At 61.2% G+C, this 13,090-nt stretch carries 15 protein-coding genes; 6 read left to right on the plus strand and 9 right to left on the minus strand.

What is annotated here, in order from left to right; genetic code table 11:
- The first annotated feature begins 125 nt into the window (after window positions 1-125).
- Together ku (CIT31_RS18185) and ligD are read left to right on the plus strand one after the other, a co-directional pair.
- The gene (gene ku, locus CIT31_RS18185; protein ID WP_095519738.1) at window positions 126-995 is read left to right on the plus strand and encodes a non-homologous end joining protein Ku; all 870 of its coding nucleotides are present in this window, start codon (window positions 126-128) and stop codon (window positions 993-995) included.
- Window positions 996-998: 3 nt separating this feature from the next.
- Complete coding sequence (ligD, locus tag CIT31_RS18190; RefSeq protein WP_095519739.1) at window positions 999-3,548, plus strand: DNA ligase D; 2,550 nt, start codon at window positions 999-1,001, stop codon at window positions 3,546-3,548.
- 35 nt (window positions 3,549-3,583) lie between these two features.
- Here ligD and CIT31_RS18195 read toward each other — a convergent pair whose 3' ends face one another.
- Complete coding sequence (locus tag CIT31_RS18195) at window positions 3,584-4,597, minus strand: ATP-dependent DNA ligase (RefSeq protein WP_095519740.1); 1,014 nt, start codon at window positions 4,595-4,597, stop codon at window positions 3,584-3,586.
- Window positions 4,598-4,633: 36 nt separating this feature from the next.
- Window positions 4,634-5,437 carry a non-homologous end joining protein Ku gene (ku, locus tag CIT31_RS18200; RefSeq protein WP_095519741.1) on the minus strand — a complete coding sequence of 268 codons (804 nt, stop codon included), beginning with the start codon at window positions 5,435-5,437 and terminating at the stop codon, window positions 4,634-4,636.
- Window positions 5,438-5,620: 183 nt separating this feature from the next.
- Between ku (CIT31_RS18200) and CIT31_RS18205 the strand changes: the two genes are divergently transcribed.
- Together CIT31_RS18205 and CIT31_RS18210 are read left to right on the plus strand one after the other, a co-directional pair.
- The gene (locus CIT31_RS18205; RefSeq protein ID WP_095519742.1) at window positions 5,621-6,763 is read left to right on the plus strand and encodes a branched-chain amino acid ABC transporter substrate-binding protein; all 1,143 of its coding nucleotides are present in this window, start codon (window positions 5,621-5,623) and stop codon (window positions 6,761-6,763) included.
- A gap of 174 nt (window positions 6,764-6,937) precedes the next feature.
- Complete coding sequence (locus CIT31_RS18210; protein WP_095519932.1) at window positions 6,938-7,627, plus strand: phosphoribosyltransferase; 690 nt, start codon at window positions 6,938-6,940, stop codon at window positions 7,625-7,627.
- Window positions 7,628-7,742: 115 nt separating this feature from the next.
- Here the strand turns inward: CIT31_RS18210 and CIT31_RS18215 are convergent, their stop codons facing one another.
- From CIT31_RS18215 to CIT31_RS33875, 4 genes are all read right to left on the minus strand, one after another.
- A complete protein-coding gene (locus CIT31_RS18215) occupies window positions 7,743-7,958 on the minus strand; it encodes a hypothetical protein (RefSeq protein WP_065010366.1) in 216 nt (71 codons plus the stop codon).
- 16 nt (window positions 7,959-7,974) lie between these two features.
- A complete protein-coding gene (locus CIT31_RS18220; protein ID WP_029356303.1) occupies window positions 7,975-8,220 on the minus strand; it encodes a hypothetical protein in 246 nt (81 codons plus the stop codon).
- Window positions 8,221-8,450: 230 nt separating this feature from the next.
- Window positions 8,451-8,612: a hypothetical protein gene (locus tag CIT31_RS34295; protein ID WP_095519933.1), complete on the minus strand. Its 162-nt coding sequence runs from the start codon at window positions 8,610-8,612 to the stop codon at window positions 8,451-8,453.
- 228 nt (window positions 8,613-8,840) lie between these two features.
- Window positions 8,841-9,047, minus strand: a complete 207-nt coding sequence (locus tag CIT31_RS33875) for a hypothetical protein (protein WP_127210443.1) — start codon at window positions 9,045-9,047, stop codon at window positions 8,841-8,843.
- A gap of 64 nt (window positions 9,048-9,111) precedes the next feature.
- Here CIT31_RS33875 and CIT31_RS18235 point away from each other — a divergent pair, with 64 nt between their 5' ends.
- Window positions 9,112-10,857, plus strand: a complete 1,746-nt coding sequence (locus CIT31_RS18235) for a thiamine pyrophosphate-dependent enzyme (protein ID WP_095519934.1) — start codon at window positions 9,112-9,114, stop codon at window positions 10,855-10,857.
- A 19-nt stretch (window positions 10,858-10,876) separates the two neighbouring features.
- On the opposite strand, the gene CIT31_RS18240 is transcribed toward CIT31_RS18235, so the two are convergent.
- From CIT31_RS18240 to CIT31_RS18250, 3 genes are all read right to left on the minus strand, one after another.
- On the minus strand, window positions 10,877-11,191 hold the full coding sequence (locus tag CIT31_RS18240) for a hypothetical protein (RefSeq protein WP_095519744.1): 315 nt from the start codon (window positions 11,189-11,191) through the stop codon (window positions 10,877-10,879).
- A gap of 168 nt (window positions 11,192-11,359) precedes the next feature.
- Entirely contained in the window at window positions 11,360-11,608 is a 249-nt protein-coding gene (locus CIT31_RS18245) for a hypothetical protein (protein ID WP_095519745.1), read from the minus strand.
- Window positions 11,609-11,737: 129 nt separating this feature from the next.
- On the minus strand, window positions 11,738-12,571 hold the full coding sequence (locus CIT31_RS18250; protein WP_095519746.1) for an SIR2 family NAD-dependent protein deacylase: 834 nt from the start codon (window positions 12,569-12,571) through the stop codon (window positions 11,738-11,740).
- A gap of 184 nt (window positions 12,572-12,755) precedes the next feature.
- On the opposite strand from CIT31_RS18250, the gene CIT31_RS18255 reads away from it, so the two are divergent.
- Window positions 12,756-13,082, plus strand: a complete 327-nt coding sequence (locus tag CIT31_RS18255; RefSeq protein WP_029356296.1) for a hypothetical protein — start codon at window positions 12,756-12,758, stop codon at window positions 13,080-13,082.
- Window positions 13,083-13,090 lie beyond the last annotated feature (8 nt).

Consider the following 13,090-nt stretch of genomic DNA (forward strand, 5'->3'; position numbering starts at 1 on the left):
GCGGAATGGCTTGTCTGCTGGCCCAGGACCCTTCTGATCGTCGCCGCGTAGGCGCCAAAGGAACAAATCTCCGCGCCGCCACGTTGCATTTCCAGTGCAATGCTTGTGACAGAGAGGCTAACGTCTTGGCGCCGAGAGCAAATTGGAAGGGTTTTCTGAAAATTGGAGAACTCAGCTGCCCGGTGGCGCTCTATACGGCTGCCTCAACCTCTGAGCGGATCGCTTTCCACACAATAAACCGCGCCACGGGCCATAGGGTGCATCGCGCCTTCGTCGACAGCGATAGCGGCAAGCCGGTCGAGAAGGACGACCAGGTCAAAGGCTTTGAGATCGGCTCGGGTGAGTACGTCGTGCTCGAACCCGATGAGGTCGCAGCCGCTGTCCCCGAGAGCGACAAGACGCTGTCGGTCTCAGCCTTCATCGGCTGTTCCGATGTCGACGACGTGTATTTCGACAAGCCGTATTACCTCGCCCCGCCGGATAAACACGCCGAGGAAGCTTTTGGGCTGATCCGCGAGGGCATGCGCAGGAAGAAAGTCGCTGCCATCGCCCAGACCGTCCTGTTCCGGCGCATCCGGACCCTGCTCATCCGGGCCTATGACGAAGGCCTGGTCGCAACGACGCTGAAATTCGACTACGAGGTGCGCTCGGCGGAGGAGGCCTTCGACAACATTCCCGATATGAAGATCGAGGGCGAGATGCTCGAACTGGCCGAACACATCATCAAGACCAAGAAGGGCAAATTCGATCCGACCAAATTCGACGACCGATATGAGGCGGCGCTTGCCGAGCTGGTGAAAGCAAAGCTCGAAGGCAAGAAGATCGCCGTTCCGAAGCCGGCCAAGCGGGAGAAGGTCGTCGATCTTATGGATGCGCTGCGCCAGAGTGCCGGCGTTGGCGGCAAGCAGCCCTCGACAAGAAAGCCCGCGGCAAAGTCAAAGCCGGCGCGCCACGCAAAGGCGAAGCAGACAGCACCGCGTCGGAAGGCCGGCTGACCGATGGCGCTCGAGACCTACCGCAAGAAGCGGAATTTTTCCGTTACCCCGGAGCCGCAGGGGCGCAGGGCGCCCGGGACCGGCAACAGCTTCGTCATACAGAAGCATGATGCCACCCGGCTCCATTACGATTTTCGTCTCGAAATGGACGGCGTGCTCAAGAGCTGGGCCGTCACAAAAGGGCCGAGCCTGATCCCCGGCGAGAAGCGCCTTGCCGTCCATGTCGAGGATCATCCTTTGGAATATGGCGGTTTCGAAGGCACCATCCCTAAAGGCGAATATGGCGGCGGCACCGTTATTTTGTGGGACAGAGGCACTTGGTCGCCGATCGGCGACGCGCATCGCGGCTATGCGAAAGGCCATCTCGATTTCGAACTTCACGGCGAGAAGCTCGGCGGCCGCTGGCATCTTGTGCGGATGGCCGGAAAGCCGCGGGAGAAGCGCGAGAACTGGCTGCTGATCAAAGGCGACGATGCCGCCGCGCGCACGGAAGGTGATCCCGACATTCTGGACGAGCGGCCGGAATCTGTCGCGACCGGCCGCAAGATCGAGGACGTCGCCGGCGAAGAGCCCGGCTGGTCCTCCAAGACGGGGCGCATTCGGAAGCGCCGCGGCGGCCGCACGGGGGCAACTCAACCAGAAGAGCGGCCTGCAACCGTAAGCGTTCCCCAACCGTCAAAGATCAAGGGTGCCAAGAAGGCAGCGCTTCCCGATTTCGTCGAGCCGACGCTGGCGACCCTGGTCTCGTCCGCGCCGTCCGGCGAACGCTGGCTGCACGAGATCAAATTCGACGGCTACCGGCTGCAGGCCAGGATCGAAGCCGGTCGTGTCAAACTGTTGACGCGGAGCGGTCTCGACTGGACAAAGAAATTCGGAAAGGCGGTCGTTTCGGCGCTGGCCGATATCCCTGTCGGGACGGCGCTGATCGATGGTGAACTCGTGGTCGAGACCTCCGCCGGCGCATCGGATTTTTCCGCGCTGCAAGCCGATCTCAGCGAGGGCCGCAGTGATCGCTTTCGCTTCTACGTCTTCGACCTGCTTCATCTTGACGGGTACGATCTGCGTGACGTTGCGTTGATCACCCGCAAGGAATTGCTGGAAAAGATCATCGGCGGTGATAACGCCATCATCAGCTACAGCGGACATTTTGAGGAGAATGGCGCTCTGGTCCTGCAACACGCCTGCCGGCTGAGCCTGGAAGGCGTTGTCTCCAAGCTTCGCGACGCGCCCTACCGCTCTGGCCGCAACAAGAACTGGGTGAAGTCGAAATGCTCTGCGCGGCAGGAATTTGTCGTGGCCGGCTATGTCCCCTCGACAACCTCGCGCAATGCGATCGGTTCGCTCATCCTGGGTGTCTATGATGACGGCAAGCTTCATCATGTCGGACGCGTCGGCACCGGCTACACGGCGGCGGTTGCCGAGAGCCTCTTCAAGAAGCTCGAGCGAATACGCATTCCGTCAACCCCGTTCGACGAACGGCTGACCGCCGAGGAGGCTCGGCAAGTCCGCTATGTCAGGCCGGAACTCGTCGCCGAAATCGAGTTCCGGGCGTGGACCGCCGACGGCAATCTGCGCCACGCCTCATTCCGCGGATTACGCGAAGACAAGCCGGCGAAGGAGATCGTCCGCGAAACGCCGAAGACGAGCAAGGCAGCACCCAAACCTCAGCGTCGGAGCGTCAAGCTCACCCATCCCGATCGCCTCTACTGGCCGGACCAGGGCGTGACCAAGGAAGGCCTCGCCGATTATTATGCCGAGGTGTGGCGCTATGCGTCGCCCTACATCGTCGGCCGCGCGTTAGCGCTGGTGCGATGTCCCAACGGGATTTCGGGTGAGCAGTTCTTCCAGAAGCATGCCTGGAAGGGCCTCAACCCCAACATTGTCCTGGTTCACGACCCCAAGGATCCGCCCGACGAGCGGCTGATCAGCATCAATGATCTCGATGGGCTGATCGGTCTCGTCCAATCGGCGGCGCTGGAGATCCACCCCTGGGGTTCGATGGTAAGCGATTGGGAGCGTCCGGACACGATCATCATGGATCTCGACCCCGGCGAGGACGTGAGCTGGGAGGCGGTGATCGAAGCGGCCGTCGAGACCCGCGACCGGCTGAAGAATGCAGGGCTTGTCCCCTTCATCAAGACCTCCGGCGGCAAGGGTCTGCACGTTGTGGCGCCGTTGAAACCGAAAGCGGAATGGCCAGCTGTGAAAGCCTTCACCAAGGCGATTGCCGACTCCATGGCCGCCGACAGTCCCAACCGCTACGTCTCGACCATCACAAAATCCAAACGGCGCGGAAAAATCCTCGTCGACTATCTGCGAAACCAGCGCGGTGCGACCGCAGTCGCACCCTATTCGACAAGAGCACGACCGGGTGCGGCGGTGTCTATGCCGCTTGCCTGGGACGAGCTCGGACCCGGCATCGGACCGGCCTATTTTACCGTCGAGAACACACCGACCCGGCTTGCCTCACTATCGTCGGATCCCTGGCAGGATTTCCGAGCTGCCGCAGCGCCGATCGAAGATCGTGCAAACCGACGCAAGAAAGCGGCTTGAGGAGGGCATTGCGAAGGTGCATGCATCCGAACAAATCAGGCGATCTGCTCAAACGTGCATTGTTCCGGAGCCTTGTCCGGCCGCCAGCGCAGGAACTTGGTGCCATGCCGGAAACGGTCGCCGGTGACGTGATCGAAGCGTACTTCGACCACCAGTTCGGGCCGGACCGGCTCCCATTCACCGCTGCGCTCGGTGCTCCAGCGGCTCAGCCCGCCCGGCGCCTTTCCGGTGAAGCCGGGGGGCTCGCGCATCGCTTCGAGTTTGCGGGTAAGCTCGGCCCTGTCGTCCTTGGCAATGGTCGAGGTGAAACCGACGTGATCGAGCTTGCCGGCCTGGTTGTAAAGACCCAGCAACAGAGAGCCGACCTCCGGGCTGTTGCTGAGATAGCGAAAGCCGCCGACCACGCAATCGGCCGACCGCAACCGCTTTACCTTCACCATCGCGCGCACCCCCGGTTGGTACGGACCGTCCAGCCGCTTGGCGACCACGCCGTCTGTCGCCCCATGTCCGGCAGCCCCTAACCAGGCGCGGGCTTCCTTCACATCGCGCGTACAGTGCGAAAGCACGATGTTCCTGCGGTTTGCCGAAGCGACGAAAGCCTCAAGGATCGCTCGCCGTTTTTTCAGGGTCCGCGCCAACCAGACAGTTCCGTGCTCATCGCAGAGCATGTCGAAGAGGACGATGTGCGCCGGGGTTTCGGCGGACAGCTTGCGGATCCTGCTCTCGGCGGGATGAAGCCGCATCTGGAGGGCGTCGAACGACGGTTTGCCGTCGACCGAGATGACGATTTCACCGTCGACGACAAAACGGCGCGACGGCAGTTCCTTCAATGTCGCGACGAGTTCGGGAAAATAGCGTCCGAGCGGCTTGCCTGACTTTGCGCGCAACTCCACCGCATCGTCCTGCCGAAATGCCAGGCAGCGAAAACCATCCCATTTGCGCTCGTATTGCCATCCGTCTCCTTCGGGAATCGCATCGGCCGCCTTGGCCTCCATCGGAGGCGTATCGAGCGGCAGGGCGAAGCCGCCGTCGCGGGGGATGACCTTCATTGTGCTGCCTTTGTTCTCCCGAGCAACTCCGTGCGCCTATTTTCGCTTTCCGGCCTCCGAGCCGATGCTTTTGCGCAGCGCATCCATGATGTTGATCACGTTGCTGGGCGGTTGCTCGGCCTTGTCCTTCGCCTTGGTTGGACGCTTCTTGCCCTTCTTCTTCGAGGCAATGATCTCCAGCAGCCGCGCCTGGACGGGATCTCCGGTCATGGCGGGATCCCACTGCCTGGTTCGCTCATCGATCAAGGTCGAGACCATATCCATCAGTTTCGGGTCGGGTTTGGCGTTTTCGATCTTGCCGAAATAATCCTCGGGATCGCGAACCTCGTCGCCATAGCGCAGTGTCCACAGCACGATGCCCTTGCCTCGTGGTTCAAGCATGACGGCGCGCTCGCGGCGGTACATGACCAGTCGCGATATTCCGACTGTCCCTGTCGACTGCATCGCGTCGCGAATGACCGAGAATGCTTCCTCCCCGACCGGATCGTCAGGGGTGAGATAGTGGGGCTTGTCGTACCAGATCCAGCCGATGCTGTCGGCATCGACAAACATGTCGATGTCGATGGTGCGCGTGCTCTCCAGCGCGACTGCGTCGATCTCATCGTCCTGGAGCAGGACGTATTCGTCCTCGCCGCGCTGATAGCCCTTGACCTCGTCGTCTTCAGCAACTGGTTTGCCGCTGACGGCGTCGACATATTGGCTGACGACGCGATGCCCGCTCTTGCGATTGAGCGTATGGAACCGGACCTTTTCGCTCTCGGTGGTAGCGGGCGTCATCGCGACCGGACAGGTCACGAGCGAAAGCTTCAGATAGCCTTTCCAGAAAGGACGCGGCGCCATCGAGGATCCTCGGCAGGTGTAAAACAGTCGAACGCATCAAGGTGATCGATTGTTCCAGCATCGTTTCGTCGCGCTCCCAAGGCTCGCCAGCAAGAATCCATCATTTTTCCGGTTCGAGAAGGAACCGATGCGCGCAAGCGCAGTTCGGGGCAGACAAACAGCTCGGCAGCAAGGACCATTTCAATGTCGGAAGCGATCCGGATCGCAATCGGCGCTCCATTGTCGGGAAATGCGGCGGCGCTTGGCGCCGAGATGAAGCAGGCGATCGAACTCGCGGTCGAGGAGCAGAACGCGGACGGTGGCATTGCGGGCTTTCCCATCATGGTTGAGGGTGCGGACGATCAGGGAAAGGTCGAGACCGGACGGCAAGTCGCGGACGACTTTTGCAACCGGCCGGATCTGCTTGGCGTCGTTGGCCACTACAACAGCAATGTCACCATCGCTGCGGCGGAAATCTATGCCGCCCACGACCTCCCGATGATCACGCCGATCGCTTCCGACACAGCGCTCACCGAGCGCTCTCTGCCGAATGTCTTTCGCTTCACCAACCGGGATGATCAGACCGGAGCAGCCATTTCCCGTCATCTCTACGACACCATGGGCAAGCGCCGCGCCGTCCTGGTCGAAACCGAAACGATCTACGGCCACAGCATAGGCATCGCGTTCTCGCGGGCCTTTCTGTCGCTCGGAGGACGCATCGCGGAGCGGCGAACGGTTCGCGAAGGGAGCCGCGATTTTGACCCGCTGGTCGCATCTCTGCGGGCCGATTTCGATCTGCTGTTCTACGGCGGCAGTTTCGAGGGTGCTTTCATCCTGCGGGCGATGCGCCGTGCAGGTCTCCACCAGCTCTTTGCCAGCGGTGACGGCTGTTGGGACGCGGTGAATTTCCTTGAGCCTGCGGGAGAAACCGCAACATTGGGCGAAGGCGTTCTCGTGCTGTCCGCCACGCCCGAAGTGGGTAGATTCGCTGGTTCAAGCGATTTCGCTGCACGCTATGCGACGCTGTTCGGACCAATCGGCAACTATGCGGTGAATTGCTACGATTCAGTCCGCGTGCTGATCGCCGCAATCAGGGACGCGATCACTGAAACCAAGGGAAATCCGAGCCGGCGCGACGTTCTGACTGCGATGCGGAAGCTCCGCTTCAAAGGCATTGCCTATAGCGATCCCGTGCAGTGGGACGAAAAAGGCGACAACCTGGCCGTCGTCACGGCGCTCAATGTCGTGGAAAATGGCCGATTCCGACAGGTTGCGGAAATCCCGCGAACGCAAGGGGGCCTGATAGATGCGGCCTCGCGACGACCGCGGCAATTTTTATCAAGGTGAAACGAAACAATTGCCTCCGATCGCCGTTTCGCCAGCAAGGTGAATTTTGGGCGAGGAAGCGACGATGAGTGCAACCGGCCCGGAGGTTTTCGGCAAGACGCTGCAGACCGCGAACATCTTGGCACGAGTAGCGACCCAGCGATGCCAGGTCTCGCCCTTGCAAAGGTGAAGCCAATGATTTTTGACGCGCCGAAATTCAGGGATCGAACGGAGGCGGGGCGCCAGCTTGCCGCCGCTTTGACCGGGTTCGCGGCAACCGATCCACTGGTGCTGGCGCTGCCACGCGGCGGAGTGCCGGTTGGCTTCGAAGTGGCGAAGTCACTCCGTGCCCGGCTCGACGTGCTGCTTGTACGCAAGATCGGCGCGCCGGGCCATTCCGAATATGGCATCGGCGCGGTCGTCGACGGGGAGAATCCGCAGCTCGTCCTCAACGAGGAGGCGATGGCTTTGGTCCAACCGTCAGACGATTACGTCGAGGCAGAGAAACGGCGGCAACTGCTCGAAATCGAACGCCGCAGAAACCTCTATCTCGGCAGCAGGCCTGCAGCTTCAGTCCTTGGCCGGACCGTTATCGTCGTCGACGACGGCATAGCGACCGGAGGCACGGTCAGAGTGGCGCTCAAGGCGTTAAGGAAGGATCGGGCCGCGCATGTTGTCTTGGCCGTTCCGGTAGCACCCAGGGATACGCTCGCCCTGATAAAAGCCGATGTGGACGAAGTGGTCTGTCTCGCCACGCCCGAGCCGTTTGTTGCGGTGGGCCGGTATTATGGGGACTTCGCGCAGACCACGGACGCGGAGGTGATCCGGCTGCTGCGTGAGGCAGAACAGTTCGAGAGCAAATCGTCGATGCGATCTGCCGGTTAACTCATCGCCGACAGCCGAAGGAGCAAGCTATCGCTAGGGACCGACGGAAGCAGATCGTCGAGCGGGCGATATCTTTCTCTACCAGCCAGACCGCGCCCCAACGGCGGGCGAGCGGTCAGTCCCGCAAACGATTGGCAGCGTGATCCTGGCGCTGCTCGGTCGCGACCTGCTTGGAATCCAGACCGCGTTCCTTCGTATGCTGAGCCTTGTCGCGGTTGGACAGGATTTGGTTTTCTTCGAGCTTATCCTTTGGGGTCGTGGTCATGGCACCTGTACCAGAACCCTTTCCCCGTGCACCCGCTCCGACATGCTTCTTGCTACCTTTTGCCATCGGCTTGCTCCAATTCTTAGTCGTCGGGACGATTCTTGTGGTGAACGCTCTCCTGATTTTCTCCGCGAAGGATGTTGCGATCGTCAGGATCAACAAGGTCGGGTGTCTTGGACCTGATTTCCGATCCCTTGCGCAGCGCTTCACGTTCCGCTGCGGATCGCTTCAGGTCCGCCTCTGCGTCGAAATCCTTGCCGGCGCCCTTCGTGTTCTCCCGCTTTTCAATGATGCGCAATTGCTGCTCATGGGTCCTGCGTCCAGCCATTGGTTCCTCCTTGCGTTGGATTTGAGGCCCAGATTGCTGGCGGCATCGTCGACTTCCCGGTGATTGCAGGGGCCACGGTCGTTGCCGAAGCGGGAATCGTGGGCACCACGATCTGAGCCTGTCCTTATGGCGATAATGGCAGGGCGGCGGGATCGTTCCGAAATGGCGGTCGAATAAACCGTCCATCGCTCATCGACTCCGGACTGCCCATCCGCATCTGCCAAGATCCGTCAGTCTTTCTCCTCGCGATACAAGCGCTCGGTCGCCCGCGCGCTCTCCCTGCGTTCTGCGGGACCGCGACGGCGTCGCGTAAGGAGTGCGTAGGCGATCAGGATTGCCAGTATCAGGGGACCGCCTGCAACGACGAGCAACCACATGCTGTTCTCAAACATGGACCATCTCCTTTCCCTCACAACCGAGAAGGCGCCGTAACCGTTCCTGGGCTCTGCGTAATGGAACCCTGTTCGCTGCGGACGGCGCCCGACCCGAAGCGATTGCCTGTCTGCGAGCTCGCGATCCGTTGCTTTGACGGCAATTATGCTACTGATTTGGCTGTGGTGCTGATTTGCGCCGACGACCCGCCGCCGAGGCGGGTTTTTTGTTTGAGTTTCGGCCATCCCTCAGAGCTGCATGTCACGCTTAAGGCGCGACTTGACCTCGCCGAACCATTTCCGAGAAACCGAGACCTGGCTGAAGTCCAAACGCGGTCTCCTGCGGTTTTGCCAGGCAAAGACCGAGGCCCGCCCCTCAGGCGGCGCTGCCCGCCTGCCGTTCCGATGGAACATCCCGGCATCTCCGTCGTTCGGCGACTGATCGCCGATGTCCACGTCTGACGCCTATCGCCGCAGCGAGAGCGTAAAGCTGCAGATACCAGATACAGAGGAGGCAACCATGCCCAACACTGCCGAGATTCTTGTCGACACATTGATCGCCTGGGACGTTCGCGTGATCTTCGGCCTGCCGGGAGACGGCATAAACGGCATCATGGAGGCGCTGCGAACAAGGCAGGACAAGATCCGCTTCGTACAAGTGCGCCATGAGGAATCCGCGGCTTTCATGGCGACGGCCTATGCCAAATGGACGGGCAAACTCGGCGTCTGCCTCGCCACCTCAGGGCCAGGAGGCACTCACTTGCTCACCGGCCTCTACGACGCAAAGCTCGACCAGGCGCCGGTCCTTGCCATAACCGGCATGCAATTTCACGACCTGATCGAGACGTTCACGCAGCAGGATGTCGATCTCTCCCGTGTTTTCAACGACGTCGCCATCTTCAACACGCAAGTGAGCGACGCAGCGCATATGGAAAACGTTGCCGGCCTGGCCTGTCGCTCCGCGCTTGCGGGACGCGGCGTCTCCCATCTCTCGATAGCCAGCGACGTGCAGGAACAGACGTCGGCGAAGCGCTCGCCCCGCAACCTGCCAAGACACACGCCCGAACGGTGGTTCGAAGGGGACAAGCGACCCGACGAAGCCCAGCTTGCTCTTGCGGCCGATATCCTCAACACAGCCTCAAAGGTGGCGATACTCGCCGGGCGCGGTGCGCTGCATGCCCAGGCCGAACTCGAGAGGACGGCGGAACTCCTCGCCGCACCCGTCGCCAAGGCTTTACTCGGCAAAGCCGTCTTGCCGGACGATCACCCGCACGTCATGGGAGGAATCGGAATATTGGGCTCGCTGACCTCGCAGGAGATCATGGAGGAATGCGAGGCGCTGCTGATCGTCGGCTCGACCTTCCCCTACATCGAATACTATCCCAAGCCCGGCAAGGCGCGCGGCGTGCAGATCGACCGCAACGCGCAGCGGATCGGCCTTCGCCATCCTGTCGAGGCCGGTCTCGTCGGCGATGCGGCCATCACGCTGCAATTGCTGAATGAAAGGCTGAAGCCTAAGCAGGACAGATCATTTCTCGAGAACGCGCAGCAGAGCTTACAGCGCTGGCGCAAGATGATGGCCGAGGCGGAAAGCAGAGACGACGTGCCGCTCAAGCCGCAACGCGTCGTCAAGGCATTCGGCGACCGAATGCCGGCCAATGCGATCCTGGCTAGCGATTCCGGCCAGAACACCGAACTTGCCGCCCGTCATATCGATATCAAGGCAGGCCAGGATTTCGCCGTCTCCGGCTCGCTGGCATCGATGGCCTGCGGGCTGCCCTATGCGATTGCCGGCGGGATCGCCTTTCCGGGCCGGCCGGTTTTTGCGGTGGTGGGCGATGGCGGGCTGGCGATGCAGCTTGGCGAATTCTCGACGGCCGTGCGTTACAAGATTCCGCTTAAGCTTCTGGTGATCAAGAACAACATGCTCAACCAGATCGCCTGGGAGCAGATGATGTTCCTCGGCAACCCGCAATTTGCCTGCGAACTCCAGCCGATCGATTTCCCTTTGGCTGCTGAGGCCATGGGGGGCATCGGCTACAGCGTCACCCGGCCTGAGGACGTCGATGGGGTCCTTGATGCCGCGTTTGCCGCGGAAGGCCCGGTGATCATAGAGGCGGTGGTCGACGCGTATGAACCTATGCTGCCACCGCGCATGCCGGACGAATATCGCAAGAACATGCGTACAGCGCTGCGGGAAACGCCAGGCCGTAAGGAGATCGAAGCAAACCTCGCTCGGGAGCCGCTGGAGACAATGATGGGCTGACTGCAGGTCCCCTGGCCGGTCACTCCTTGACGTAGGCGCCTGGCTGGCGCCCGCTCTTCGGAGCCTTGGCGTCCTTGGAACGCTCGGCGATCGACGGTCCGGCGCCGGATGTCTTTTCGGTCGCGGCACTGGGCGTGGACTGACTGGGCGGGTTTTGCCCTTCGGACTGATGGGTTTTGTCCTCCACCTCGTCCTTCGACCGTGTCAGGCCCATCCCGCCGGCAGGCTTCTTGTTGCCAGCCGCCTCTTGGGAGAATTGATCCGACGCGTCCGCATCTTTCTTGGCCGGGTACTTGGTAGCACCATGTTCGTAGCGGGTTTCGTTTTCAGTCATGGCGTGTCTCCGATTGCCTCATGCATAGCGGTTAAACAGCCCTGTGACGGCCGGGTTCCAACTGCCGCCCGTGCTCCCCACTGCCGGCATATGCGACATCTGCAAACGGACGCGGCGCCCGCTGGCGCGGCTGCCGATATTCGGCAACGCTCAGGCGTCCTGCGGTAGTCAGGCCTCTTGCCATGGCGTGTGCAGGATATCGGCGCCCGGCTGCTCGTCGAACAGGACCGCGCAGCCGCGCTCCCACGCCACCGGCGACAGGGCGTTGGCCACGATTTCGTCCGGCGAGATGAAATCCCCGGTCAGCACCCGCAACTCTTCCACGGCTTTGGCCATTGACACCAATCGCCCGGTGGCGCGGCCGGTCGTGCAAGCGTTGACGACGGAAACGAGATCGATCATTTCGAAGTGGCCCATCCTAGGCCTCCGCAAACGGCGTCCCTTTCCGGCTATGAACGTCGCAGCGATCGACAATGTTCCCGGCCTGGTCGAACGAAGTCAGCTTTCCGAACTTGCCGTCAACCATTCGGCTTCAAGTGCGCTGCATCACATGGCCTTTCCGGTATTGTCTATCCCTTCCTTAAGCTTGCTCAGGAATGCCACCAGAGCATCCTCCGGCCGATCGGCCTCCTCGGTCAGCATGTCGATACCCCAGCGTCCGAGGACCGCTTCCTGGACGACGCTCGGTTGCGGCATGAAGACGAACGATTTCGGACGGTTCTTTTCGTAGCCGGACCGGCGCCAGGTTTCCCAAAGCCGATACAGCAACAGACGGATGTTCATGTCGGACATGCTGTAGCCGATGAACAGGATGGTGCGCCCCAGTGCGTCGGCACGAAACTTCACATCCAGCGGCGACTCGAACGAGAGCCGCTCGAAATAGTCGGACTCCGCCAGGACCAGAGATGCATCGTCGTCGAAATCGCCGTGGTATTTGATGATCTGGGTAACTTGGCCGTTCACCTTGGCGATATCCTTGGCATTGGCCACTTTTACGAACGGGCGGTCGTGGACTTCGAATGCAACCTCAAGGTTCCGATCATAGTTGGTGGTGTAGATGATCGGGAAATCCAATGACACGATCAGCTTGCGGATCGCCGACCCCTTGACTTTTTCCCGCGAGACGCTCCATTCGCGATCCATCCAGCTGCGCAAGGGACCGAGACCCCCATTCTTCAGCCGGTAATATTCGGCAAGAGCCTGGTAGCTGGGTTCAGGTATGTCGACCATGTCGCGGTCGAGGCCGAGTTCATCCTCCATATGCTCGATGAGCTTCTGCCAGGATGGCAGGCCGACGCTCATCGACACCCCCGCCCCAACGAACAAGATCGCTCGTCGCTCTTTCACGGACTGAGCCAGTTGCTCGAGTGCAGACGGCATGGCCAACTCACCAGGCAATGATCCAACACAACTGCGAAAGGCGTCCTGTTCCGGAGAAGCCCTGACCACTGCCAAATGTGTCCAGCAAATGGGGTGTGTTCAGAAAATCGGGTGTGTTCAGCAAATCGGGCGCAGACTGGAACCGGTTGAGGCAGATTGAAGTTTGGTTGTCAGGGAGACGACGATGGCCGCACGACGAGATCAGACGACTGCCAAAGCGAGAGGCGATATTCAGGCCGGGGCGACGCAGGACAAGACCCCGGGGTTCGACCCTGCCGCGGCACCTGAAGCGACCGACGCCGAAGCGGCAGATGTGCCCAGCCCTGTCGCCGAGGCTCGCCCACGCCGACAGCCGGAGTTCACGAATGAAGCAAGCTTCGGCGATGCGATGCGGCGGCCGGTAGGAAGCGAGCCTGATCTTCAGCCTCGCAGCAACTGGCCGGTGCTGGTGATCGCCGCAGTCGTTCTCGTAGCGGCCGCGGTCTTCGTGATAGCAGCCATGCTGCGCTAGCGAGGTAC

This window comes from Mesorhizobium wenxiniae (assembly GCF_002284535.1).
Classification (GTDB): domain Bacteria; phylum Pseudomonadota; class Alphaproteobacteria; order Rhizobiales; family Rhizobiaceae; genus Mesorhizobium; species Mesorhizobium wenxiniae.

Coding starts and splice junctions, on each gene's coding strand:
- ku (WP_095519741.1), bottom strand. CDS start 5,437: ATGGCGCCGCGTCCTTTCTGGAAAGGCTATCTGAAGCTTTCGCTCGTG.
- CIT31_RS18195 (WP_095519740.1), bottom strand. CDS start 4,597: ATGAAGGTCATCCCCCGCGACGGCGGCTTCGCCCTGCCGCTCGATACG.
- CIT31_RS18220 (WP_029356303.1), bottom strand. CDS start 8,220: ATGGCTGGACGCAGGACCCATGAGCAGCAATTGCGCATCATTGAAAAG.
- CIT31_RS18245 (WP_095519745.1), bottom strand. CDS start 11,608: ATGGGCCACTTCGAAATGATCGATCTCGTTTCCGTCGTCAACGCTTGC.
- CIT31_RS34295 (WP_095519933.1), bottom strand. CDS start 8,612: ATGTTTGAGAACAGCATGTGGTTGCTCGTCGTTGCAGGCGGTCCCCTG.
- CIT31_RS18255 (WP_029356296.1), top strand. CDS start 12,756: ATGGCCGCACGACGAGATCAGACGACTGCCAAAGCGAGAGGCGATATT.
- CIT31_RS18250 (WP_095519746.1), bottom strand. CDS start 12,571: ATGCCGTCTGCACTCGAGCAACTGGCTCAGTCCGTGAAAGAGCGACGA.
- CIT31_RS18210 (WP_095519932.1), top strand. CDS start 6,938: ATGATTTTTGACGCGCCGAAATTCAGGGATCGAACGGAGGCGGGGCGC.
- CIT31_RS18205 (WP_095519742.1), top strand. CDS start 5,621: ATGTCGGAAGCGATCCGGATCGCAATCGGCGCTCCATTGTCGGGAAAT.
- CIT31_RS18215 (WP_065010366.1), bottom strand. CDS start 7,958: ATGGCAAAAGGTAGCAAGAAGCATGTCGGAGCGGGTGCACGGGGAAAG.
- CIT31_RS18235 (WP_095519934.1), top strand. CDS start 9,112: ATGCCCAACACTGCCGAGATTCTTGTCGACACATTGATCGCCTGGGAC.
- ligD (WP_095519739.1), top strand. CDS start 999: ATGGCGCTCGAGACCTACCGCAAGAAGCGGAATTTTTCCGTTACCCCG.
- CIT31_RS18240 (WP_095519744.1), bottom strand. CDS start 11,191: ATGACTGAAAACGAAACCCGCTACGAACATGGTGCTACCAAGTACCCG.